This is a genomic window from Streptomyces sp. JW3, assembly GCF_052216785.1.
GTDB lineage: Bacteria > Actinomycetota > Actinomycetes > Streptomycetales > Streptomycetaceae > Streptomyces.
Window position 1 is genome coordinate 57,322 of sequence record NZ_JBQOUX010000018.1, and the last position, 24,417, is coordinate 81,738.

Consider the following 24,417-nt stretch of genomic DNA (forward strand, 5'->3'; position numbering starts at 1 on the left):
CGCTCTCCTCATGCTGTCATCGGCCGCTCTCCTCATGCTGTCATCGGCCGCTCGCGTCATGCCGTCATCGGCCCGTCGTACGGACCGATCGGCGCCGGCAGGTGTGAGGGCCGGCCGGTCAGACGGCGGTCGACGGCCGCCGCCACCGCCCGCCCCTCCGCGATCGCCCACACGATGAGCGACTGCCCGCGCGCGGCGTCCCCCGCGGCGAACACCCCGGGCACATTGGTCTCGAAGCCCGTGCCCCGCGCGAGCGTGCCGCGCGGCTCCAGCTCCAGCCCCAACTGGCCGACCAGCCCGTCCTCGCGGTCCGGCCCGGAGAAGCCGAGGGCGAGCAGCACCAGATCGGCCGGAAGCGTCCGCTCCGTACCGGGCAGTGGACGTCGCCCAGCGTCCACCCCGGTCAGGTGCAGCTCCCGCACATGCCCGTCCGGGTCCCCGGTGAGACGGAGCGTGGACGCCGCGAACAGCCGCGCGTCCGCATGCGCCGCCGGCGCGGAGCGAACGTCCCGGGCCTCTTCGTGCGCGGCCGACAGCCGGTACAGCCGCGGGTACGTCGGCCACGGCTCCACCTCCTCGTCACGTTCCGCACCCGGCTGCGCATAGATGTCCAACTGGGTCACGGACGCGGCACCCTCCCGTACCGCCGTGCCCAGACAGTCCGCCCCCGTGTCACCGCCGCCGACTATGACCACATGCTTCCCGGCGGCGGACAGCGGGGAGACCTCGAGATCCCCCTCGCACACCCGGTTGGCCAGCGGCAGATACTCCATCGCCTGATGGACCCCGGCCAGCTCCCGCCCCGGCACCTCCAGTTCCCGCCATGCCGTCGCCCCGGTGGCGACCACCACCGCGTCGTACCGGCTCCGCAGTTCCGCGGCGTCGATGTCCCGCCCGACCGCCGCGGACGTACGGAACCTCGTCCCCTCCGCCCGCATCTGCTCGATCCGCCGCTCCAGATGCCGTTTCTCCATCTTGAACTCGGGGATGCCGTACCGCATCAGCCCCCCGAGCCGGTCGTCCCGTTCGTACACGGCGACCGTGTGCCCCGCCCGGGTCAGCTGCTGCGCCACCGCGAGCCCCGTTGGCCCCGACCCGATGACCGCCACCGTCCTGCCCGACAGCCGGTCCGGCGGGCACGGCGGTGTCAGGCCCTCCTCCCACGCCCGGTCGGCGATGGCGCACTCGACGTTCTTGATCGTGACGGCCGGCTGGTTGATCGCCAGCACACACCCCGCCTCGCACGGCGCTGGGCACAACCGGCCCGTGAACTCCGGGAAGTTGTTCGTGGCGTGCAGCCGGTCGCTCGCCGCCCGCCAGTCCTCCCGGGAGACCAGGTCGTTCCACTCGGGGATCAGGTTGCCGAGCGGACAGGCCTCGTGGCAGAAGGGGATGCCGCAGTCCATGCAGCGGTCGGCCTGCTTGCTGATGATCGGCAGCAGTGCTCCTGGGACGTACACCTCGTCCCAGTCCCGGACCCGTTCCGCCACCGGCCTGCGGGGCCACTCCTGGCGGGGCGTGGTGATGAATCCCTTGGGGTCGGCCATGGCCGTCTTCCTTGCGTACGCGGGGCAGGCCGTGCGTCGTCGGCCGCACTTCCCTGTCACGATACGTCCGGCCGACGACCCCCGCAGGGCGGCCGCCCCTGGTCCTGCGGCCGACCACGAGGTCCGCCGGCCAGCCATGACGGCGCCGTCCCCGGGCCGCCCGTCGTCGCTCAGGTGAGGGCCGCTATGTAGGACATTGCCGCCCCGGCCGACGCCGCCGTACGGACGTGATTCCACGCCGTCCACTCGCGTATATACCTCGGCCAGTACGCGGCCGCCTCCGCACTGTCCGGCCGCAGCCGGGCCAGCGCGTCGTTGCGGGGCACATGGACGGCGATGGTGAGCCCGAACGAGCCGACCAGGTGCAGTCCGCTGCCCAGCAGCAGTTCCACGGTGCCCGCGTCCGGCCAGAGCACGAAGGTCACCACGGCGAGCACCGCGCACAGCAGTGCCGACCCGACGAACAGGACCATGAACGGCGGTGTCACCGCGGCCACGTTGATCGCCTGCATCGCCGCCGTGCCCTGTGCGGGCGGCAGAGCGGCCAGTCCGCGCATGACGAAGGTCGAGAAGCCGCAGAAGACACCGGCCACCAGCCCCGTCCCCAGCACTCCCAGCACCGTCAGTACGAAGTACGGTCCCTCGATCATGCCCGCCCCCGCTTCTCGATGAACCTCGTTGTCATCTGTCCCCCGTGACTTGGTCTCTCGTCATCGCCGCCCCGAGCCGTACCTGGCCCGTACCCGAGCGTTCGCCTGTGCCTGTGCCTGTGCCTGTGTGCTTGTGCCGTGTCCGTGTCCGTGTCCGCGTCCGTGGGCGTGCCCATGCCCTTGCCCCTGCTTCTGGTCTCTTGGGACTGGCGCATGATGGGTGCTGTGGGATGGGAAACGATCACCTGGGACCGGCTCGGCGACCTGCTCGCCGAGCGTCTGCTCGACCTGAAACCGGCCGACGGCGCACCCTGGTGCCGCGTCGCCCTCGACGGAGCCCCGGCGGCCCGTCCCGGTGACCTCGCCGAGCGGGTCGCCGAAGCGCTGCGCCCCCTCGGGCGGCCCTCTGTGGTCGTCGGCACGGACGGCTTTCTGCGCCCCGCCTCCCTCCGCCTCGAATACGGCCGCCAGGACGCCGACTCCTACTACGACGGCTGGTACGACACCCGCGCTCTGTGGCGGGAGGTCTTCACCCCTCTCGAACCGGGCGGCGACGGACGGGTCCTGCCCGACCTCTGGGACCCGGTCACCGACCGCGCCACCCGCAGTCCCTACGTCCACCTCCCGCCCGGCGGGATCCTGCTGCTGCACGGCCCCTTCCTTCTGCGCCACTGGTTCCCCCTCGACCTGAGCGTCCACCTCTTCCTCACCCCCGGTGCACTGCGCCGCCGTACCGCCGAGGCCGAGCGGTGGACGCTGCCCGCCTTCGAACGCTACGAACAGGAGACCGACCCCGCCGGTGCCGCGGACATCCTGGTCCGTGCCGACGACCCGCGGCACCCCGCCTGGAACGGCTGACGCGCCCGCCCCACCTCAGCCACTGGGGCCGTTGTGCCCGAACGGAGTTCAGAGCCAGTCGTTGCGCCGGAAACCCCGGTACAGCGTCAGGCAGGCGACGGCTATCACCCCGAGGACCAGGCCGTAGCCGTACCGCCACCCCAGCTCCGGCATGTGGTCGAAGTTCATGCCGTACACCCCGCAGACCATGGTCGGCACGGCGACGATCGCCGCCCAGGCAGTGATCTTCCGCATGTCCTCGTTCTGCGCGACAGTGACCTGCGCGAGGTGCGCCTGGAGGATGGAGTTGAGCAGTTCGTCGAAGGCGGCTATCTGCTCCGTGGCCCGCAGCAGGTGGTCGGAGACATCGCGGAAGTATGCCTGTATCTCCGGGGCGACGACCCGGATCGGCCGGGTGGCCAGTTCCTCCAGCGGCCGGCCGAGCGGTACCACCGCCCGCTTCAGCTCCAGGAGTTCGCGCTTGAGCTGGTAGATCCGCCCCGGGTCGAGCCGCGCGCCGTCCTCCGCGAACACAGCCGTCTCGACAAGGTCGACATCCGTCTGCACCGCGTCGATGGCGGTGAGGAAGTCGTCGACGACGTGGTCCGCGACCGCGTGCAGTACCGCCGAAGGTCCCTTGGCGAGCTGCTGGGGATCGGACTCCAGCTCCTCGCGCAGCGGCCCCAGCGAGCCGTGCCGTCCGTGCCGCACGGTCACCACGAAGTCCTGGCCGGTGAAGACCATGATCTCGCCGGTATTCACCACCTCGCTGGTGGCCGTCAGCTCCTCGTGCTCGACGTAACAGACCGTTTTGAAGACCGCGAAGAGCGTCTCCCCGTACCGCTCCAGTTTCGGACGCTGGTGGGCCTCGACCGCGTCCTCGACCGCCAGCGGATGGAGATCGAAGAGCTCCGCGATGTCCGCGAACTCCTCGTCCGTCGGCTCGTGCAGCCCGAGCCAGACGAAACCGTCCCCGCGCCTGCGGACCCGCTCCACCGCGTCCACCAGACCGACGCCTCCGGGCACGCGGACTCCGTCCCGGTACGTCACGCAGTTGACCACCGAAGAGCCCAACGGGGAGCGCGCGGGATGGCTGAGGTCGACACGCGGGCGCCGGCGGGCGAGCCGCGCCACGCGACGGAGACGTCCGCCCCTGCCGAGGCTCGTGACCTTCCGCAGATTTCCTGCCATGGACATACGAATCTCCTTGCGTGCATCCCCGTGCGCCGTGCTTCCCGCGCCTGCCGCGCCAGTCTGCCAGTCCGGCGCGGGCCGCGGGTGGGCCTGTGGGAAGGGGAGATTCCGCTTGGTTCCCGGCTGTGGACAACCGGCCGTATTCGGCTGTGCGACCGGTCGTGTCCGGCTGTGGACAACCAACCGGGTCCGGGAGTGGACAGCCGGTCCCACCGGAGCGTCGGCCACTTCCGGCAAGCCGGTCAACTGGGATGATCGGCGCATGACGCCAACCGACGGATATCTCCTCGACAACCGGCAGACCGAGGCGGCGGAGCGTTTCGATGCCTTCGCCACCCTCTTCGACCCCACGACCTTCCGGCACTTCACAGCGATGGGCATCGGACCGGGCTGGCGCTGCTGGGAGGTCGGAGCCGGCGGCACCTCCGTGGTCGCCTGGCTGGCCAAGAAGGTGGGCCCCACGGGGCGGGTCGTCGCGACCGACATCGACATCTCGCGGCTCGGTCCGGCTGCCCGGCCACCGGTCGAGGTGCTGGTCCACGACGTGGGCACCCAGGACCCGCCGGGTGAGAACTTCGACCTGGTGCACGCCAGGCTCGTACTCGTTCATGTGCCGGAGCGGGAACAGGCGTTGCGGTCCATGGTCAAGGCCCTGCGCCCCGGCGGACGCCTGCTGTTGGAAGACGCCGACCCGGCGCTCCAGCCGCTGCTGTGCCCCGATGAGTACGGGCCCGAGCAGCAACTGGCGAACCAGCTGCGGCACGGCTTCCGCAAATTGCTGGCCCGCCGTGGCGCCGACCTTTCCTACGGCCGGCAGCTGCCGCGGCTGCTGCGGGAGGCCGGTCTGCGCCGGGTCGAGGCGGACGCCCACTTCCCGGTGACGTCACCCGCCTGCGCCGCCCTGGAGTCCGCCACGGTCCGCCAGGTCCGCGACCAGCTCGTCACCGCGGGTCTCGCCACCGACCAGGACATCGACCGCCATCTCGCGAACGTCGCCTCGGGCTCCATGGACCTGGCCACGGCCCCCATGATCTCGGCCTGGGGGCGCAAGGCGTAGCGGAGCGGGACGCAGCCCCGGGCACCGGCGGACCGTCGCCGACCGGGGCTTGCTCGCCTGCCCGAGGGGCACGGCGGCCCGTGCACCGCGGCCCGCCGACACGCTCCTCCGCCCTGCGCTCAGCGCTCCCGACCTCCAGGCTCCCGCGCCCGACCTCCAGCATCCGGCATCCGCACCCGCCCATCAGCCTCCGGAGCTCGTAACAGCGACAACTTCGCTCCAGGCACGGCGACCGCATCGCCGCCGTCGCAGCGGCCACCCCGTTGGAGCTACCACCGAACCCCGTCGCAGCGACCATCTCATCCCGTCGCAGTCACCACCGCACCCCGTCGCAGCGACCACCTCACCCGTCACGGCGACGCCCGCACATCCCGCACCGACGCCCCCACATCCCGCACCGAAGGCCGCACATCCCCCGCCGAAGGCCGGATACCTTGACGGCTGGGTCGGCCGCCCACCCGTTCGACCGCCTCCGCCCCTGCCCGGCACCCCCACGCCGCCGCGTCCTCCGGCTCCGCCCCCGACAGCAGGGCCGCGAGAAACGCCCCGGTGAAGGCGTCGCCCGCGCCCGTGGTGTCCCGAGGGGTCGCCGGCACGGCGCGGACCCGGGCGCGCACGGTACCGCCGCACGCCACCAGCGCCCCGTCCGCGCCCAGCTTGGCGACCACCCACGGCACCTGACGGCTCAGCTCCGCCGCCGCGTCGGCAGTCCGGGACAGTCCTGTGATCAGACACGCCTCGTCGTGACTCGGCAGCAGCACCTCCACCCCCTGGACGAGGGAGCGGAAGCGGTCGGCGCCCAGCTCCGCGAGAAAACCGGCCGAGGCGGGATCCAGACTCACCGGCACCGCACGCGCGCGTGCCGCCTCCAGCGCCACCGTCACCAGCGCGCGGCTCGCCGCCGAGAACAGCAGGTAACCCGACAGATGCAGCCGTGCGACACCGTCGAGCAGCGTGTCCGACCAATCGCCGGGCGCCAGCCTGAGCGACGCCCCGCTGTCCGTCAGGAACGTCCGCTCGGCCGAGGCGCGCGCGTCGACCAGACAGACCACCGTCCCCGTCGGTGCCTCCTCGTCCACCACCAGACGGGGACGCACCCCCGCGGCCACCAGCTCCCGCTCGTGCCAGGCCACCGCGTCCGCGCCGACCCGCCCGAGCAGCCGCACGTCCTCGCACCCCTGCTGAGCGGCCCAGCAGGCGACATTGGCACCCGCCCCGCCGGGCAGCCGCCGGATCGAGGCGGCCGTGTCCGTGCCGGCGGCCAGCGGTCCGCGGGGACGGACGACGATGTCCGTGATCACGTCCCCGACGACCAGCAGCGCGCCGCCCGGCCCCGCGGTCACGCCCCGGTCCAGGCCGCCGCCACCCGTGCCGCCAGCCGCACATTGCCGCGCACCGCCGCCAGGTTGGCGCTCAGTGAGGCCCCGTCCGTGTGCCGTACCAGGTGGTCGAGGAGGAACGGGGTGACCGCCTGCCCGGTGACGCCTTTCTCCGCGCACGCGCGCAGCGCGTCGGCGAGCACCCGCGCGTGCAGCTCGGGATCGAGCTGTTCCGCCTCGGGCACGGGCTGGGCGACGACGAGCGCCGACTCCGGTGTCCCGAGCGTGTCCTGAGCCCGCATCACCGCCGCCACTTCCTGCGGCGTACGCAGTGTCCAGTCCACCGGATGTCCCGAGTCGGCCAGGTAGAAGCCGGGGAACCGGTCCGTACCGTACCCGGCCACCGCGACCCCGAGGGTCTCCAGCCGCTGAAGCGTCGCCGGGACGTCCAGGATCGACTTGACCCCGGCGCAGACCACGGTGACGCGGGTGCGCGCCAGGAGACTCAGATCGGCCGACTCGTCCTGCGTCGCAGTCCACTCCCGGTGCACCCCGCCCAGCCCACCCGTTGCGAAGACCCGGATGCCCGCCCGGGCCGCCAGGGACGCGGTCGCCGAGACCGTGGTCGCCCCGCTCGCCCCGGCCGCCACCGCGAGCGGCAGATCGCGGTGACCGAGCTTGCGGATGCCGTCCTCGCCCGCGATCCGTTCCAGTTGCTCCTTCCCGAGCCCGATGTGCGGCCGTCCGTCCAGCACGGCGATCGTCGCCGGAACGGCACCCTCCTGCCGAACCGCCTCCTCCAGTTCCCGCGCCACCTGGAGGTTGCGCGGGCGCGGCAGCCCGTGCGCGATGATCGTGGACTCCAGGGCCACCACGGGCCGACGGGAGTCGACCGCCTCTCGTACCTCTTCCGACACCACCAGCACCACGGGTACGCCTCCTGTCCGTCGGCTCTCCTTCATCCCTGGCGGGCGCGGCACCGGACCAAACCCCTTGCGGCCCTTGGAGCCCGGGACCAGGCTGGTGACCATGACGGACAACACGGCACGTCTCGACCACGTCGTCCTCTGGGTGCGCGACCCGCTCACCTCGGTCGGCTTCTACGAGAAGACGCTGGGGACGGAGCCCCTGCGGGTCACCGAGTTCGCCGCGGGAACGGTGCCGTTCCCCTCCGTACGCCTCAACGAGGAGACGATCTTCGACCTCATGCCGCTCACCATGGCGCCGCGGATGCGGATGCTGCCCGACGCCGCCGACAGCGCGGGCCACCCGGTCAACCACGTCTGCCTGTCCCTCCCGGAAGCCGACTTCGACGCCCTGCGCGGTCGCCTGGAGGACCAGGGATCGCCGGTCTCGGACTTCTCGTACGACTCCTACGGCGCCCGGGGCATGGCCAGGCGCAGCTTCTACTTCACCGACCCGGACGGCAACATCTTCGAGGCGCGGTACTACGCCTGACCCCGGAGGCCTTCTCCGGCGACCACAGCCCGTAGCCGCAGCGGCTGTCAGAACAGCGGCTCGGGCAGCACGCCCTCCAGCGCGAGCAGCTTCCGCTTGGCCTCCAGACCGCCCCCGAACCCCCCGATCCCGCCGTCGCTCTCCACGACCCGGTGACAGGGCACGACGACCGGCAGTGGATTGGCGCCCATCGCCGCCCCCACCGCCTGGGCCGCGCCGGGCTGGCCCACGCGCCCGGCGAGAGCGCCGTACCCCACGACCGTTCCGTAGGGGACACCGGACGCCAGCTCCCGCAGTACCTCCCGGTTGAACCCCGATATCAGGGACCAGTCCAGCGGCAGGTCGAAGGAGTGCCGCGCACCGGAGAAGTACGCCGCGAGCTGCTCCGCCGCCCGCGCCAGCAACGGGTCGCCGGGCGCCTGCACGGGCTCGGTGCCCAGCCGGGACGCGATCCGCTCCAGCGCCCGGTCGCGGACCGGTCCAGCGGCGTGGAACACGACGTTGACCAGGCCCTCGCCGGTCGCGGCCAGCAGCAGCGGACCGATGCCGGTATCGACGACCGTCCACACCACCCGCCGCTCGTACTGCCCAAGGCTGTCCATGCGCACCACCGTACGGCCCGCCACTGACAACGCCCCCGAAAACCGGCGGCCTCTCCCGAGCCCGGCCGCCGGAGCACGGCCGCGGCCACCCACCGCCGCCCGAACCCTCCGCACCCGGCTACGCCTCGCGCCCGATGTCAACGCGCCCGCTGACGTCTCCGAGCCCGACGCCTCCGAGCCCGATGTCCCCCCACCCGGCTACGCCTCCCCGCCCGACGCCTCCTCCCGCGTCGCGTCGCGGATCACGTCGGGCCGGTTGGTGATGATGCCGTCGACGCCGTACCCGGCCGTCAGCCGGGCGTCGGCCGCGTCGTCGACCGTCCAGGCGAAGACCTCCAGCGGCCTGCCGTGCGGCCCGGTGAACGCCTGGACCGCGGACACGTAACCCAGCGAGAGCGAGTCGTACGAGGGATTGATCTGATCGGCGAACTCGGCGTACGCGGGCAGGTCCGACACGGCCGGCGTACCCAGGAGCCCGGTCTTGACGGCCGGCTTCAGCTCATGGACGGTCCGCACGCAGTCCACGCCGAAGCTCTGCACGACCAGCCGGCCGGTCACGTGCCGCCGGTCCAGCCACCCCTCGTTGCCGAGGACCTTGAGGGTCTCCCGCTCGATGCCCGGGTACAGCTCGGGGCTCTTGATCTCCAGCAGCAGCTTCTGGTGGTGGCGCTCGACCCGGCCGACGTACTGCTCCAGCGTCGGCACGCGCGTGCCCGCGTAGGCGGCGCCGAACCAGCTCCCGGCGTCCAGGCGGGCGATCTCGGCGACCGTGAAGTCCTTCACGTTCCAGGGCGCCCGGTCGGGGAACACCTCCTCGGCGTCGGTCGTGCGCCGCAGGCTCTCGTCGTGGATGACGACGAGCTCGCCGTCCTTCGTGCGCTGGACGTCGTTCTCCACCCAGTCGATGCCCAGCTCGGCCGCCTTGTCGACGGCGGCCAGGGTGTTCTCCGGCGCGTACGCGGAGGCGCCCCGGTGGGCGACGACCACCGGCCCCGGTCCGCCGTGGGACGCCTGGGCCAGGGAGGCGGGCGCCAGCAGGGCCGCTCCCAGGAGCGCGGTGGTCGTGACGGCAACTGCGCGCGCGTGCATGCGTACTCCTCGCGTCGAGGTATCACGGACAGCACAACTGTGACAGCAGAGCGTCTCCAGCAGAGGGGCGCAGAATGACCACAGGCTGAATGGAGTTGCTCAACTGCGCTCACCGGGAGGGCACAACTGCGGCAAGGCCGTGATTCTTTGCCGGAGAATCGTTCGACCATTCCGGTGGGGGTCATACTGCTCTGGACCCTGACCGCTCAAGCGGTCCTGGGAGGGGGCGCATATCAGGGAAAGCCAGGACGTAAGAGGGCGGAAGGGTAGCCGCGCATGCAAGGCACGGTCGACGGATTCAGTTACGGACTCGTCACACCGCTGGTGGCCTACCTCATGGCCTGCCTCGGCGGCGCTCTCGGCCTGCGCTGCACCACCAGATCCATGCTGGTCGCCCAGTCGTGGCGGCCCGGCTGGCTGGCGCTCGGCTCGGCGGCGATCGGCTCCGGCATCTGGACCATGCACTTCATCGCGATGATGGGCTTCAGGGTCGAGGGCACACCGATCCGCTACGACCGGCCGATGACGTTCGCGAGCCTGGCCGTCGCCATCGTGATGGTCGGCATCGGCGTCTTCATCGTCGGCTACCGGGGAGCCGGCGGAACGGCCCTGTTCACCGGCGGCACGATCACCGGCCTGGGCATCGCCTCGATGCACTACCTGGGCATGGCCAGCATGAGCCTCGACGGCACTCTGGAGTACAACACCCTCACCGTCGCCGGGTCCGTCGTCATAGCGATGGCCGCCGCCACCGCGGCCCTGTGGGCGGCCGGCCAGGTCCGCGGCTTCTTGTGGACCGTCGGCGCCAGCCTGATCATGGGACTCGCGGTCGCCGGCATGCACTACACGGGCATGGCCGCGCTCGACGTCCATGTGCACGGCACGGCCGGTCCCGTCACCGGCGACTCACCCGCCGGGCTCCTCGCGCCCATGCTGATCGGCCCGCTGGCCTTCCTCCTCCTCGCGGCGGTCGTCGTGATGTTCGACCCGCTCATGGTGATGGGCCGGCCCGCCCGGCCCCCGGCCGACCACAAGCCCGGCGTCCCCGCCCACCCCACCGGCGCCGGACCGGCCCGCCGCCCCGCGCCCCGCCACCCCGCCCTCCGGTACCGGCGCCCACTGGCCCAGCGGCGCCCCCGGACCCCGCAGAACCGCTGATCGAGGCCCATTGTCAGTGGGGGGTCGTACGGTGGATGGCATGCGGCCCGTTTCCCACATCGAACGCACGGTGGCGCCCTTCGAGGTCGTCAGCCCCTACCAGCCGAGCGGCGACCAGCCGGCGGCCATCGCCGATCTCGCCCGGCGTGTCGAAGCCGGCGAGAAGGACGTCGTCCTGCTCGGCGCCACCGGCACCGGCAAGTCCGCCACCACCGCGTGGATGATCGAGAAGCTCCAGCGGCCCACGCTGGTGATGGCACCCAACAAGACCCTGGCCGCCCAGCTGGCGAACGAGTTCCGCGAGCTGCTGCCGAACAACGCCGTCGAGTACTTCGTCTCGTACTACGACTACTACCAGCCCGAGGCGTACGTCCCCCAGTCGGACACCTACATCGAGAAGGACTCCTCGGTCAACGAGGAGGTCGAGCGGCTGCGGCACTCCGCGACCAACTCGCTGCTCACCCGCCGCGACGTCGTCGTGGTCGCCTCGGTCTCCTGCATCTACGGCCTCGGTACGCCCCAGGAGTACGTCGACCGCATGGTCCCGCTCCGGGTCGGCGAGGAGTTCGACCGGGACGAGCTGCTGCGCCGCTTCGTGGACATCCAGTACACGCGCAACGACATGGCCTTCTCCCGGGGCACGTTCCGGGTGCGCGGCGACACCATCGAGATCTTCCCGGTCTACGAGGAGCTGGCCGTCCGGATCGAGATGTTCGGCGACGAGATCGAGGCGCTGTCCACCCTCCACCCCGTCACCGGCGAGATCATCAGCGACGACCAGCAGCTCTATGTCTTCCCGGCCTCCCACTACGTCGCCGGCCCCGAGCGCCTGGAGCGGGCCGTCAACGACATCGAGAAGGAACTGGGGGAGCGGCTGGCGGAGCTGGAGGGCCAGGGCAAGCTCCTGGAGGCCCAGCGCCTGCGCATGCGCACCACGTACGACCTGGAGATGCTCCGCCAGATCGGCAGCTGCTCCGGCGTCGAGAACTACTCGATGCACTTCGACGGCCGCTCGCCCGGTTCCCCGCCGAACACCCTGCTGGACTACTTCCCGGACGACTTCCTGCTGGTCATCGACGAGTCGCACGTCACCGTGCCGCAGATCGGTGCCATGTACGAGGGCGACGCCTCCCGTAAGCGCACCCTCGTCGACCACGGCTTCCGGCTGCCCTCGGCGCTCGACAACCGCCCGCTGAAGTGGGAGGAGTTCCAGGAGCGCATCGGACAGGCGGTCTACCTGTCGGCCACCCCCGGGCAGTACGAGCTGTCCCGCTCGGACGGTGCCGTCGAGCAGATCATCCGCCCGACCGGCCTCGTCGACCCGGAGGTCGTCGTCAAGCCCACCGAGGGCCAGATCGACGACCTGGTGCACGAGATCCGCACCCGCACCGAGAAGGACGAGCGCGTCCTGGTCACCACGCTCACCAAGAAGATGGCCGAGGACCTCACCGACTACTTCCTGGAGCTCGGCATCCAGGTGCGCTATCTGCACAGCGACGTCGACACCCTGCGCCGCGTCGAACTGCTGCGTGAGCTGCGCGCCGGTGAATACGACGTGCTGGTCGGCATCAACCTCCTGCGCGAGGGCCTCGACTTGCCCGAGGTGTCCCTGGTGGCAATCCTCGACGCGGACAAGGAGGGCTTCCTGCGCTCCGGCACCTCCCTGATCCAGACCATCGGCCGCGCGGCGCGCAATGTCTCCGGCCAGGTCCACATGTACGCCGACAAGATCACCCCGGCGATGGCGAAGGCCATCGACGAGACCAACCGCCGCCGGGAGAAGCAGGTCGCCTACAACAAGGCGAGGGGCATCGATCCCCAGCCGTTGCGCAAGAAGATCAACGACATCGTCGCGCAGATCGCCCGCGAGGACGTCGACACCGAACAATTGCTCGGCTCGGGGTACCGCGGCCAGGGCAAGGACGGGAAGGGCGCCAAGACTCCCGTCCCCGCACTCGGCGGGCAGGCCGCGGGCGGCACCAGGGCCGGCAGGAAGAAGTCGGGGGAGACGGTGCCGACCGACCGTCCCGCGGCCGAGCTGGCGGAGCAGATCGAGGAGATGACCGCACGGATGCGGGCCGCCGCGGCGGAGCTCCAGTTCGAGATCGCGGCCCGGCTGCGCGACGAGGTCTCGGAGATGAAGAAGGAACTGCGGCAGATGCGGGAGGCCGGCCTGGCCTGACGGCGTGCCCGGACCCGCGCTGTGTTGCAAGACCGACACAAAGCGCGAACCGGGGTACGGCGCTGTCAGTGCCCCTGCATAGGGTTCTGGAACAACCGCGGGCGTCGCGGCAGGGGACCGCTCGAGAGGGGAATCAGCGCGTGACCGTCAACATGACCAAGGGTCAGGCCATCAGCCTGGAGAAGGCCGGCGGCGGCAGCCTGACGTCGGTGCGCATGGGCCTCGGCTGGCAGGCGGCTCCCCGGCGCGGCCTGTTCGGGTCGCGCACACGGGAGATCGATCTGGACGCCTCCGCCGTGCTGTTCGCGGACAAGCAGCCGGTCGACGTCGTCTTCTTCCGCCACCTGGTGAGCGACGACGGCTCGGTGCGCCACACCGGGGACAACCTCGTGGGCGGCGTCGGCCAGGGCGGCGACGACGAGGCGATCCTCGTCGATCTCCAGCGCGTCCCGGTCCACATCGACCAGATCGTTTTCACCGTGAACTCCTTCACGGGCCAGACCTTCCAGGAGGTGCAGGACGCCTTCTGCCGCCTGGTCGACGAGACCAACGGCCAGGAACTCGCCCGCTACACCCTGGCCGGCGGCGGAGCGTACACGGCGCAGATCATGGCGAAGGTGCACCGGGCCGGACCGGGCTGGACGATGACCGCCCTCGGCTCCCCGGCCAACGGCCGCACCTTCCAGGACCTGATGCCGGCGATCCTGCCGGTTCTCTAGTAGATCCTCGGGCCGCCCCCAGGACGTTTCCGGCGGCCGGACGGATGGCGCGACGCGGCGGCAGCGGTAAGACGCGGCGGAAGACGCAGGACCGGTGGTCAACCGGTGACACGGGGGAGAAGGCGATGACGGCCGAGCTGGTGCGGGGGCAGAACCTCCCGCTGTCCCGGACCCGCCTGGAGGTCCGTGTCTCGGCCGGCGCACCGGTCGTGGCCGCGGCCACCCTCGGCGACGCCGACGGCGGCATTCCGGGCGTCGAGTGGGTGGCCCATCCCGGCGCGCCCGCCCTGCCTGGCCTGGAGGTCTCCCGCCGGGCGGCCGCCGACCACCGCCTCGCCGTCGACCTGGACGCAGTCCCGGACGCGGCGCACCGGGTGGACGTACTGCTCGCCCTCCCCGACGCCGACGGGAGCGGGCCGGACCGCTTCGGGGCCGTCGCCGCTCCCTTCGTCGCCGTCACCGGCCCGGACGGCGCCGAGATCGCCAGCTACACCCTCACCGGTCTGGACGCCGAGACCGCGGTCGTCGCCCTGGAGCTCTACCGCAGACAGGGCGCCTGGAAGGTACGCGCCATCGGTCAGGGCTACGCGGGCGGACTCACCGAACTGCTCACCGACCGGCGGCTGCCCGAGGCCCGATCCCTGGCCGACGCCATCCAGGAGGCGGTGGCCAGGGATCGGGCCCGCTCGTCGGTGCCCGAGCCTCCGCCCCCGGCCGCCGGCGACAGCCACCGCGCCCGGCAGACCGCCACTCCGGGGCCGGGTTCCGACCGCGGCGGCGTCGCCCCGGGGGGCATGGACCTCGGGCCGCCCGCATCGGCGATCGGGCCGCAGGCCGGCGGCGGTCCGAGACAGCCGGGGATTCGGACTGGTGGTGGTCCGGGACAGCCGGGGCTTGAGACTGGCGGTGGTGCGAGGCAGCCGGGGGAGCGGACCGGTGGTGATGCCGGGCAGCCCGGGGCACGGTCGGATGGCGGCGCGGCACAGTCCGGGCCGCAGACCGGTGATGGTCCAGGGCAGTCCGGAGTACGGCCTGACGGTGGTCCAGGACAGCCGGGAGTACGGATCGGCGATGCCACCACGGGTGGCGAACCCATCGACTACAGCCATCCGCGTCGCCGGAGCACGGCTCCGCCACCTCACGCGCCGGCCGCGCCGCCACCGGTCCCGGGCCAGCCCGCGTCGACCACACCCCCACAGGTCCTGGGCCAGCCCGCGCCGGCCCCTCCGACGCTGGCCCCGGGGCGGTCCGCACCCGCCGTTCCCGCCCCGCCTCCCGGGCAGCCCGCCCCGCCCGTCGCGGGAGATGCCACCGGCTGGTCCATGGACGAACGGCTCTACAACCAGGTGTGGGGCATGTTCGAGGACCTAGCCCGCAGCGTGGCCGCCTGTCGCAGCGCCGTCGACTTCGCGGACTCCCGCAGGGAGAAGGAACTCGACCAGGCCCTGTCCGATCCACGCGCCCGCGTCGGGAGACAGGGGGACGCCGCCCGCGAGACGGCCCGCGCGCGGTACGAGGAGCTCGTCACTCGGGCCAGGGAGGTCCTCGACCGGGACGTCGCCCAGCTCGCCGCGGAGTCCCAGGTGGTCGAGCCGGCCCTGCCACCGGCGTACGCCCGCTGGGACAGCCCGGTCTGGCACGGCTACCGGGCGCCGATGGAAAGCCCCATGGCCCTGCGGCTGGGGGACCTCCATCTGCCCGAAGCCGACCAGATACGCATTCCGATGCTGGTCAGGCTGCCGCTGGAGCGAGGGCTGTGGATCGACAGCGGACGCGCCGGGCCGCCCGACGGCTCCTTGGCCGACTCTCACGAATCCTTCGCCGACTCCCGCGAACCAAGGGACCTGGCCCTGGACGCGGCGGTGGCGCACGCGGCCCGGCTGCTCGCCGTCCACCCGCCGGGCGAGTTCACCGTGGAGGTCGTCGACGCGGCCGGATCGGGAGAGCGGGCGCTGGCCCCACTAGTGCGCTCCGGCGTGCTCGCGGCGCCCCCGGCCGTCGGCGCAGCAGGGGTCGCGGATGTACTCGCCCGGCTCACCCAGCGCGTCGACCTGGTGCAGATGGCGGTGCGCGGCGGCGCCGTCGACTCGCTGCCGCCCGGGTTCGACACCTCCCAGCGACTGCTGATCGTCCACGACTTCCCGCACGGTTTCGACGACCGTGCGGTGAACCAGCTGCGCTACCTGGCGGACGAGGGCCCGTCCTGGGGTGTCCATCTGATGATGGTCGCCGACCGCGAGGACTCCGCCGGCTACGGCCCGCTGCTCGACCCGCTCTGGCGCGTGCTGCTGCGCCTGCCCCCGGTGGCCGACGACCACCTCGCCGACCCCTGGGTCGGCCACGCCTGGATCTACGAGCCGTCGCTCGTGCCGCCCGGCAGCCAGGTGCTGCGACAGGTGCTCGCCCAGGTCGCCGCCGCCCGCAGGTGACCTCTGGCCCGGCGGCGGACGTTCCACTGACCAAGAACTGGTAAAGGTCCCTCACCTGCACTTTTGAGCTTAATTAGCGAAACCCTTTACCAATCCTTGGTGATTGGGGTACTGTTTTTTCTACGGAGGGGAGTACTCCCTGTCTGCTGCGGCGTACCCGTCAATACGGATCAGGCCAGATCCCGGGGCGTCGGCCCGTGGTTCCGGGTGCTTTTCGCACATCGGAGAACCGGGTGGAAGAGACCTCCGGCAGCGACGACGCTGACACCTGCCGTTACGTACTGCCGGAGGCGCAGTGGAAGTTACGACGACCTTGTGGGTCCTGACCATCCTGGGCCTTGCCGCCCTCATCGCGGTCGATTTCTTCATCGGCCGCAAACCGCACGACGTGTCGATCAAGGAAGCCGGGATCTGGACAGGTGTCTGGATCGCGCTGGCCGCGCTGTTCGGGCTCGGCCTGCTCCTCTTCGGCGGGGGCCAGCCCGCCGGTGAGTTCTTCGCGGGCTTCATCACCGAGAAGTCCCTGAGCGTCGACAATCTCTTCGTCTTCGTCCTCATCATGGCGAAGTTCGCGGTGCCCTCGCAGTACCAGCAGCGAGTGCTCCTCGTAGGCGTCCTCATAGCCCTGGTGCTCAGGGCTGTGTTCATCGCCGCCGGCGCCGCGATCATCGCCAGTTTCGCCTGGGTCTTCTACATCTTCGGGGCATTCCTGATCTACACCGCCTGGAAGCTCATCCAGGAAGCCAGGGCCGACGAAGAGGATGAGGAGTACGAGGAGAACAAGCTGCTCAAGGCCGCCGAGCGCCGCTTCGGCGTGGCCGACCGCTACCACGGCACCAAGCTGTGGATCCAGCAGAACGGCAAGCGGGTCATGACCCCGATGCTGGTCGTGATGCTCGCGATCGGCACCACCGATGTGCTCTTCGCCCTGGACTCGATCCCCGCGATCTTCGGTCTCACCCAGGATCCGTACATCGTGTTCACGGCCAACGCCTTCGCCCTGATGGGTCTCAGGCAGCTGTACTTCCTCATCGGCGGTCTGCTGAGGAAGCTGGTGCATCTCTCCTACGGCCTGTCGATCATCCTGGGCTTCATCGGAGTCAAGCTCGTCCTGCACGCGCTGCACGAGTCCGGTGTCCACGTCCCCGAGATCAGCATCCCGGTCTCGCTCGGCGTGATCTGCTCGGTCCTGATCGTCACCACCCTCACCAGTCTGCGGGCGACCAGAAAGCAGGCGGCGGCCGAAGCGGCCGGCGCCCGGGACGAGGACGCTCCGAAGAACAGCGTCGACGTCTGACCCGCCGGACGGTTCGGGCGGCGGGAGCGGTGCCGGCGACGTGCCGTGCAGCGCTCCCGCTTCCGGTCACCCCGACACGGGCTCCGCCACCGCCACCGGTGCCGGACGCGTCTCCGGCAGCAGGGCGAAACAGCACAGGCTGAGCAGTGCGATCGCCGTCAGATACGCGCCCACGGCCCACGGCACCCGGCCACCCTGCTCTGCCAGTGCCGTCGCCACGATGGGCGTGAGGGCGCCGCCCACCACCCCGCCGAGGTTGTACCCCACCGCGGCACCCGTACAGCGCACCCGGGGCTCGTACAGCTCCGGCAGATACGCCGCGATCACCGAGAACATGGTGATGAAGGCGAGCATGGCCCCCAGGAAGCCCAGGAACATCAACAGCGGCGCCCCGGTCGCCAGGAGCGCGACCATCGGGAACATCCACATGGCCGCCGCCCCGCAGCCGGCCAGGCACAGCGGCCGGCGTCCGTAGCGGTCACTGAGCAGCGCGAACACCGGTGTGAGCGCCCCCTTCACCACCACCGCGGCCATGATGCAGACCAGCATCACGCTCCGGTCCACCCCGAGCCGCTCCGTCCCGTAGGCCAGGGACCAGGTCGAGACGGCGTAGAAGACGGCGTACCCGATCGCCAGCGCCCCGGCGGTCAGCAGGACCAGCCGCCAGTGGTCCCGCACCACCTCGGCGAGCGGGACGCGCGCGCGGTCGTCCAGCTCCAGGAAGCGGGGGCTCTCGGCGAGCGAGGAGCGCAGCCACAGCCCGACCAGGGCCAGCACGCCCGCCGCCCAGAACGGCACCCGCCACCCCCACTGGGCGAACTGCGCCTCGGACAGCGACGCGGAGAGCGCCAGTACCACGCCGTTGGCGAGCAGGAACCCGAGCGCCGGCCCGACCTGCGGAAAACTCGACCACAATGCGCGCCGCTCGGGCGGCGCGTGCTCCGCGGTCAGCAGCACCGCGCCGCCCCACTCGCCGCCAAGGCCCAGCCCTTGCAGGAAACGCAGCGCGATCAGCAGCAGCGGCGCCGCCACCCCGATCGTCCCGTACGTCGGCACACAGCCGACCGCGACCGTCGACACCCCGGTCAGCAGCAGCGACAGGACGAGGACCGGACGGCGTCCGTGCCGGTCCCCGATGTGCCCGAACAGCACCGACCCCAGCGGCCGGGCCACGAAGCCGACACCGAACGTGCCGAACGCGGCCAGCGTGCCCGCCAGCGGGGAGATCGTCGGAAAGAACAGCGGTCCCAGCACCAGGGCCGCCGCGGTGCCGTAGACGAAGAAGTCGTAGAACTCGATCGCGGTGCCGGCGAGCGCGGCGGTGGCCAGCCGCGGCATGGAGGGCGCCTTGGCGGCGCGTACTTCGTGCATGCTGCGCCAACTACCCTCGGTGATGGGCGGTTACGGGGCGCTCAGGGGGTGCGCGGGGCAGCGGACGACGGTGATGCGCCGGGCGGGCGCCGTGATAGACCGAGTCGGACAGCGGTCCGGCGGACCGCCCACCCGACGGACCGGAGGAACCGTGCCCCGCACCCTGGCCAACGCCCCGATCATGATCCTCAACGGCCCCAACCTGAACCTGCTCGGCCAGCGCCAGCCGGAGATCTACGGATCCGACACCTTGGCCGACATCGAGGCCCTGTGCGTCAAGGCGGCGGGCGCGCACGGCGGCACGGTGGACTTCCGCCAGTCCAACCACGAGGGCGAACTCGTCGACTGGATCCACGAGGCGCGCCAGAACCACTGCGGGATCGTGATCAACCCGGCCGCCTACTCGCACACGTCCGTCGCGATCCTGGACGCGCTCAACACCTGTGACGGGCTGCCGGTGGTGGAGGTCCACATCTCGAACATCCACCAGCGCGAGCCGTTCCGGCACCACTCCTATGTGTCGCAGCGGGCCGACGGGGTCATCGCGGGCTGCGGGGTGCAGGGGTATGTGTTCGGCGTGGAGCGGGTCGCCGCGCTGGCCGGCACGGGCCGGACCCAGGCCTGACCCGGCTTCCCGGCCGCTGTCTCCACCGGGCCGCCGGCCGGGGACGGTGCAGGGGCGGGGAAGAAGACCGGCGGCCCGAACCGTACGGGGCGCGTTGTCCCGTACGGGGAGTGCCACCAGTTGACTGCGCGGTGACGTGCGCCGGGAGCGCGCGTACGGGGCCGGCGTGTGCGAAGTGTTCACACGGGGCGCGTGCGGCGTTCACGCCGGGCGCGCGCCCCGCCGACAACCTTGGCTCAACGGGCGGTCACCACCCTCGCGCGCGCCACTCCGGCAGGTGCGGGCGTTCCGCGCCCAGCGTGGTGTCGTCGCCGTGCCCCGGGTAGACCCACGTCTCGTCCGGCAGCGGGTCGAAGATCTTCGTCTCGACGTCCCGGATCAGGCTCGCGAACGCCTCGGGATTCTTCCGGGTGTTGCCCACCCCGCCCGGGAAGAGGCAGTCCCCGGTGAACACATGGGGATGCCCGTGCGGGTCGTCGTAGACCAGGGCGATCGAACCCGGCGTGTGCCCGACGAGGTGGCGCGCGGTGAGACGTACGCGCCCCACCCGGACGGTGTCGCCGTCGTCCACCGGGACGTGGGTGGGCACGGGGATGCCCTCGGCGTCGTGCCGGCCGGCGTAGGTGCGGGCGCCGGTGGCGGCGACCACCTCGGCCAGCGCCTGCCAGTGGTCGGCGTGCCGGTGGGTGGTGACGACGGACGCGAGGCCGTCGGCGCCGACCGTGCCGAGCAGCGTCTCCGCGTCGTTGGCGGCGTCGATCAGCACCTGCTCGTCGGTGGCCCGGCAGCGCAGCAGATAGGCGTTGTTGTTCATCGGGCCGACCGCGATCTTGGTGATCATCAGGTCCTTGAGCTCGTGCACGTCGGCGGGTCCGCCGACCCTCACCTCTCCGCTGTACGTCATGGCGGCCAGCCTAGTGCGGTCAGGTGCGGCCGGGGACCCGCGGGCGGTGCCGCTACAGCGGAGGAAGGGCCGGCAGCGGCCCGCCCGTGACGGTGAGGCCCGAGCCGTCCCGCCGGCCCGTGAGCCAGCCGAGCAGGTCCGCCGGGCCGCCCGTGACGGTGACCTCGGGGACGTCCGCCGCCCGCCCCGTGCGCCACGCGCGCGTACCGTCCGTGATCCGGGTCGGCGGCACGTCCGGGTGCCCGGTGAACCGCTCGGCGAGGAAGCCGGTCTCCCGCTCCGTGAACTCCGCCGGGAGTTCCTCCAGCTCGTAGCCGATCCCCAGATCCACGTGGTGCAGCTCGACCTCGATCCAGCGCCGGAAAGGCACCCGGGAGGCGGTGTCGGAGATCCCGTTGCGCAGCGTGACGGTGCGCGTCCAGTCCGCCGGCACGGCCGCCGCCCGCTGGAAACGGGCCGCGCTCTCGCGCACGTCCGCGAGCTGCGCGTCGAGCGGGCGCGGGGCGTCCCGTTCGATGTCGGCGTCGCGGGCCTCGGCGCTGACGTACATGGGCCGGCCCTCGAGAACGTTCGCCAGGGCGTCCGCGTTGCGGGCGAGGTGGGCGAGGACGTGCCCCCGGGACCAGCCGGGAAGTCGTGACTGCTCGGTCACGCTCGCGTTGTCCAGTGTGCCGACCGCGCTGAGCAGTCGCTCGGTGGCGTCGTGTACAGACGCCAGGTCATGCGCATGATCCGTCATGGTGCTGACCCTAGAACGCGCCACCCCTTCGGGTGAAGGAGGCGGACTCCGCCCGTAAATCGAATGCGCGTGCTATATGGTCGGACGTGGCGTCGGGCATGCTGGAGAGCCGGGGTTTGTTGACAACCCGTGAATCCGACCGGCGTTGTCAGTGGCTCCCCCTAGTCTGAGAAAGACGGGGGCCCCGCCCCTGTCACTTCTCTCAAGAAAGGTGCGGACCGGCGTGGCCGACCGTCTCATCGTCCGTGGCGCGCGCGAGCACAACCTGAAGAACGTCTCGCTCGACCTGCCACGCGACTCGCTCATCGTCTTCACGGGCCTGTCCGGGTCGGGCAAGTCCTCCCTGGCCTTCGACACGATCTTCGCCGAGGGCCAGCGGCGCTACGTGGAGTCGCTCTCCTCGTACGCCCGGCAGTTCCTCGGCCAGATGGACAAGCCGGACGTCGACTTCATCGAGGGCCTCTCCCCGGCGGTCTCGATCGACCAGAAGTCGACCTCGCGCAACCCGCGCTCCACGGTCGGCACCATCACCGAGGTCTACGACTACCTGCGGCTGCTCTTCGCGCGCATCGGCAAGCCGCACTGCCCCGAGTGCGGCCGGCCGATCTCCCGCCAGTCGCCGCAGGCCATCGTCGACCGGGTGCTCGAGCTGCCCGAGGGCAGCCGCTTCCAGGTGCTGTCGCCGCTGGTGCGCGAGCGCAAGGGCGAGTTCGTCGACCTCTTCGCCGACCTCCAGACCAAGGGCTACTCCCGGGCGCGGGTGGACGGCGAGACCGTCCAGCTCGCCACCCCGCCCACGCTGAAGAAGCAGGAGAAGCACACCATCGAGGTGGTCGTCGACCGCCTCACGGTCAAGGAGTCCGCCAAGCGCCGGCTCACCGACTCCGTGGAGACCGCGCTCGGCCTGTCCGGCGGCATGGTCGTGCTCGACTTCGTCGACCTCCCCGAGGACGACCCCGAGCGCGAGCGCATGTTCTCGGAGCACCTGTACTGCACGTACGACGACCTCTCCTTCGAGGAGCTGGAGCCGCGCTCCTTCTCCTTCAACTCGCCCTTCGGTGCCTGCCCCGACTGCTCCGGCATCGGCACCCGCATGGAGGTCGACCCGGAGCTGATCGTCCCGGACCCCGACAAGTCCCTGGACGAGGGCGCCATCCACCCCTGGTCGCACGGGCACACCAAGGACTACTTCGCCCGCCTGATCGGCGCCCTCGCCGACGCCCTGGGCTTCCGGACGGACATCCCCTTCGCCGGCCTGCCGCAGCGCGCCAGGAAGGCCCTGCTGTACGGCCACAAGACCCAGGTCGAGGTCCGCTACCGCAACCGGTACGGCCGCGAGCGCCGGTACACCACGGCCTTCGAGGGCGCGATCCCCTTCGTCAAGCGCCGGCACAGCGAGGCCGAGAGCGACTCCAGCCGGGAGCGCTTCGAGGGCTACATGCGCGAGGTGCCCTGCCCCACCTGCGAGGGCACCCGGCTGAAGCCGCTGATCCTCGCGGTCACGGTCATGGGCAAGTCCATCGCCGAGGTCTCCGCGATGTCCATCAGCGACTGCGCCGACTTCCTCGGCGAGCTGAGGCTCAGCGACCGCGACAAGAAGATCGCCGAGCGCGTGCTCAAGGAGGTCAACGAGCGGCTGCGCTTCCTGGTCGACGTCGGTCTGGACTACCTGTCGCTCAACCGCGCGGCGGGCACCCTCTCCGGCGGCGAGGCCCAGCGCATCCGCCTGGCCACCCAGATCGGCTCCGGCCTGGTCGGCGTCCTCTACGTCCTGGACGAGCCCTCCATCGGCCTGCACCAGCGGGACAACCACCGGCTGATCGAGACCCTGGTCCGGCTCCGCGACATGGGCAACACGCTCATCGTCGTCGAGCACGACGAGGACACCATCAAGGTCGCCGACTGGATCGTCGACATCGGCCCGGGCGCCGGCGAGCACGGCGGCAAGGTGGTGCACAGCGGCTCCGTGAAGGAACTGCTCGACAACGCCGAGTCGCAGACCGGCCTGTATCTGTCCGGCAAGAAGGCCATCCCGCTGCCCGACGTCCGGCGCCCGCGCGACCCGTCCCGGCAGCTCGTCGTGCGCGGCGCCCGCGAGAACAACCTGCGGGACATCGACGTGTCCTTCCCGCTCGGTGTCTTCACGGCCGTCACCGGTGTCTCCGGTTCCGGCAAGTCGACGCTGGTCAACGACATCCTGTACACCCACCTGGCACGCGAGCTGAACGGCGCCCGCAACGTTCCCGGGCGGCACACGCGGGTGGACGGCGACGACCTCGTCGACAAGGTGGTGCACGTCGACCAGTCGCCCATCGGCCGCACCCCGCGGTCCAACCCGGCGACGTACACCGGTGTCTTCGACCACATCCGCAAGCTGTTCGCCGAGACCACCGAGGCCAAGGTCCGGGGGTACCTGCCCGGCCGGTTCTCCTTCAACGTCAAGGGCGGCCGCTGCGAGAACTGCGCGGGCGACGGCACCATCAAGATCGAGATGAACTTCCTCCCGGACGTCTACGTCCCGTGCGAGGTCTGCCACGGCGCCCGGTACAACCGGGAGACCCTGGAGGTCCACTACAAGGGCAAGTCCATCGCCGACGTGCTGAACATGCCGATCGAGGAGGCCACCGACTTCTTCGAGGCGGTGCCCGCGATCTCCCGGCACATGAAGACGCTCAAGGACGTCGGCCTCGGCTACGTCCGGCTCGGCCAGTCCGCCACCACCCTCTCCGGTGGTGAGGCGCAGCGCGTCAAGCTCGCCAGCGAGCTCCAGCGCCGCTCCACCGGCCGTACGGTCTACGTCCTGGACGAGCCGACCACCGGTCTGCACTTCGAGGACATCAGCAAGCTGCTGACCGTCCTGTCCGGCTTGGTCGACAAGGGCAACACGGTCATCGTCATCGAGCACAACCTCGACGTGATCAAGACCGCCGACTGGGTCGTCGACATGGGTCCCGAGGGCGGCGCGGGCGGCGGCCTGGTGGTCGCCGAGGGCACTCCGGAGCAGGTCGCGAGCGTGCCGGCCAGTCACACCGGCAAGTTCCTGCGCGACACCCTCGGCGCCGACCGGATCAGCGACGCGGACCCCGTGAAGCCCCCGCGCGCGGCGGCGAAGAAGACGGCCGCCAAGAAGGCCCCCGCGAAGAAGACGGCGGCCAAGAAGGCGCCCGCGAAGAAGCCGGCCGGGACCCGCAAGTCCTGACCGGCCCGGCGGTACGGCAGGCAGGGCGACGCGCCGTGCCC

At 71.3% G+C, this 24,417-nt stretch carries 20 protein-coding genes; 10 read left to right on the plus strand and 10 right to left on the minus strand.

Features of this window, described 5'->3' with window-relative positions; genetic code table 11:
* Nucleotides 1–56: 56 nt before the first annotated feature.
* Nucleotides 57–1,547, minus strand: coding sequence for a glutamate synthase subunit beta (locus ACTT8P_RS10700; protein ID WP_442831327.1), 1,491 nt, complete (start codon nt 1,545–1,547; stop codon nt 57–59).
* 170 nt (nt 1,548–1,717) lie between these two features.
* Nucleotides 1,718–2,197: an anthrone oxygenase family protein gene (locus ACTT8P_RS10705; RefSeq protein ID WP_442831328.1), complete on the minus strand. Its 480-nt coding sequence runs from the start codon at nt 2,195–2,197 to the stop codon at nt 1,718–1,720.
* Between the two features lie 225 nt (nt 2,198–2,422).
* On the opposite strand from ACTT8P_RS10705, the gene ACTT8P_RS10710 reads away from it, so the two are divergent.
* Entirely contained in the window at nt 2,423–3,055 is a 633-nt protein-coding gene (locus ACTT8P_RS10710; protein WP_442831329.1) for a uridine kinase, read from the plus strand.
* 48 nt (nt 3,056–3,103) lie between these two features.
* On the opposite strand, the gene ACTT8P_RS10715 is transcribed toward ACTT8P_RS10710, so the two are convergent.
* Nucleotides 3,104–4,231 (minus strand): magnesium and cobalt transport protein CorA, encoded by a 1,128-nt coding sequence (locus ACTT8P_RS10715; protein ID WP_442831330.1) that lies wholly within the window; start codon nt 4,229–4,231, stop codon nt 3,104–3,106.
* A 259-nt stretch (nt 4,232–4,490) separates the two neighbouring features.
* Between ACTT8P_RS10715 and ACTT8P_RS10720 the strand changes: the two genes are divergently transcribed.
* Nucleotides 4,491–5,285, plus strand: coding sequence for a methyltransferase domain-containing protein (locus ACTT8P_RS10720; protein WP_442831331.1), 795 nt, complete (start codon nt 4,491–4,493; stop codon nt 5,283–5,285).
* A 350-nt stretch (nt 5,286–5,635) separates the two neighbouring features.
* On the opposite strand, the gene ACTT8P_RS10725 is transcribed toward ACTT8P_RS10720, so the two are convergent.
* Together ACTT8P_RS10725 and ACTT8P_RS10730 are read right to left on the minus strand one after the other, a co-directional pair.
* The gene (locus ACTT8P_RS10725; RefSeq protein WP_442831332.1) at nt 5,636–6,628 is read right to left on the minus strand and encodes a carbohydrate kinase family protein; all 993 of its coding nucleotides are present in this window, start codon (nt 6,626–6,628) and stop codon (nt 5,636–5,638) included.
* Complete coding sequence (locus tag ACTT8P_RS10730) at nt 6,625–7,533, minus strand: pseudouridine-5'-phosphate glycosidase (RefSeq protein WP_442831333.1); 909 nt, start codon at nt 7,531–7,533, stop codon at nt 6,625–6,627. The genes ACTT8P_RS10725 and ACTT8P_RS10730 overlap by 4 nt, the downstream gene beginning before the upstream one ends.
* Nucleotides 7,534–7,633: 100 nt before the next feature.
* Between ACTT8P_RS10730 and ACTT8P_RS10735 the strand changes: the two genes are divergently transcribed.
* A complete protein-coding gene (locus ACTT8P_RS10735) occupies nt 7,634–8,062 on the plus strand; it encodes a VOC family protein (protein WP_442831334.1) in 429 nt (142 codons plus the stop codon).
* A 47-nt stretch (nt 8,063–8,109) separates the two neighbouring features.
* On the opposite strand, the gene ACTT8P_RS10740 is transcribed toward ACTT8P_RS10735, so the two are convergent.
* Together ACTT8P_RS10740 and ACTT8P_RS10745 are read right to left on the minus strand one after the other, a co-directional pair.
* Nucleotides 8,110–8,664 (minus strand): methylated-DNA--[protein]-cysteine S-methyltransferase, encoded by a 555-nt coding sequence (locus tag ACTT8P_RS10740; protein WP_442831335.1) that lies wholly within the window; start codon nt 8,662–8,664, stop codon nt 8,110–8,112.
* A gap of 198 nt (nt 8,665–8,862) precedes the next feature.
* Nucleotides 8,863–9,753: a glycerophosphodiester phosphodiesterase gene (locus ACTT8P_RS10745; RefSeq protein WP_442831336.1), complete on the minus strand. Its 891-nt coding sequence runs from the start codon at nt 9,751–9,753 to the stop codon at nt 8,863–8,865.
* A gap of 276 nt (nt 9,754–10,029) precedes the next feature.
* On the opposite strand from ACTT8P_RS10745, the gene ACTT8P_RS10750 reads away from it, so the two are divergent.
* From ACTT8P_RS10750 to ACTT8P_RS10770, 5 genes are all read left to right on the plus strand, one after another.
* On the plus strand, nt 10,030–10,911 hold the full coding sequence (locus tag ACTT8P_RS10750; RefSeq protein WP_442831337.1) for an MHYT domain-containing protein: 882 nt from the start codon (nt 10,030–10,032) through the stop codon (nt 10,909–10,911).
* 40 nt (nt 10,912–10,951) lie between these two features.
* Entirely contained in the window at nt 10,952–13,093 is a 2,142-nt protein-coding gene (gene uvrB / locus ACTT8P_RS10755) for an excinuclease ABC subunit UvrB (RefSeq protein WP_442831338.1), read from the plus strand.
* Nucleotides 13,094–13,233: 140 nt separating this feature from the next.
* Nucleotides 13,234–13,812 (plus strand): TerD family protein, encoded by a 579-nt coding sequence (locus tag ACTT8P_RS10760; protein ID WP_442831339.1) that lies wholly within the window; start codon nt 13,234–13,236, stop codon nt 13,810–13,812.
* Between the two features lie 125 nt (nt 13,813–13,937).
* Nucleotides 13,938–16,241 (plus strand): TerD family protein, encoded by a 2,304-nt coding sequence (locus tag ACTT8P_RS10765; protein ID WP_442831340.1) that lies wholly within the window; start codon nt 13,938–13,940, stop codon nt 16,239–16,241.
* Between the two features lie 295 nt (nt 16,242–16,536).
* A complete protein-coding gene (locus ACTT8P_RS10770; RefSeq protein WP_442831341.1) occupies nt 16,537–17,538 on the plus strand; it encodes a TerC/Alx family metal homeostasis membrane protein in 1,002 nt (333 codons plus the stop codon).
* A 66-nt stretch (nt 17,539–17,604) separates the two neighbouring features.
* On the opposite strand, the gene ACTT8P_RS10775 is transcribed toward ACTT8P_RS10770, so the two are convergent.
* Nucleotides 17,605–18,876: an MFS transporter gene (locus tag ACTT8P_RS10775; RefSeq protein WP_442831356.1), complete on the minus strand. Its 1,272-nt coding sequence runs from the start codon at nt 18,874–18,876 to the stop codon at nt 17,605–17,607.
* Between the two features lie 184 nt (nt 18,877–19,060).
* Between ACTT8P_RS10775 and aroQ the strand changes: the two genes are divergently transcribed.
* Nucleotides 19,061–19,534 carry a type II 3-dehydroquinate dehydratase gene (gene aroQ, locus ACTT8P_RS10780; RefSeq protein ID WP_442831342.1) on the plus strand — a complete coding sequence of 158 codons (474 nt, stop codon included), beginning with the start codon at nt 19,061–19,063 and terminating at the stop codon, nt 19,532–19,534.
* Nucleotides 19,535–19,781: 247 nt separating this feature from the next.
* Here aroQ and ACTT8P_RS10785 read toward each other — a convergent pair whose 3' ends face one another.
* Complete coding sequence (locus ACTT8P_RS10785; protein ID WP_442831343.1) at nt 19,782–20,438, minus strand: MBL fold metallo-hydrolase; 657 nt, start codon at nt 20,436–20,438, stop codon at nt 19,782–19,784.
* 52 nt (nt 20,439–20,490) lie between these two features.
* Complete coding sequence (locus tag ACTT8P_RS10790; RefSeq protein WP_442831344.1) at nt 20,491–21,177, minus strand: maleylpyruvate isomerase family mycothiol-dependent enzyme; 687 nt, start codon at nt 21,175–21,177, stop codon at nt 20,491–20,493.
* Nucleotides 21,178–21,400: 223 nt separating this feature from the next.
* Here ACTT8P_RS10790 and uvrA point away from each other — a divergent pair, with 223 nt between their 5' ends.
* Nucleotides 21,401–24,376, plus strand: coding sequence for an excinuclease ABC subunit UvrA (gene uvrA, locus ACTT8P_RS10795; protein ID WP_442831345.1), 2,976 nt, complete (start codon nt 21,401–21,403; stop codon nt 24,374–24,376).
* Nucleotides 24,377–24,417 lie beyond the last annotated feature (41 nt).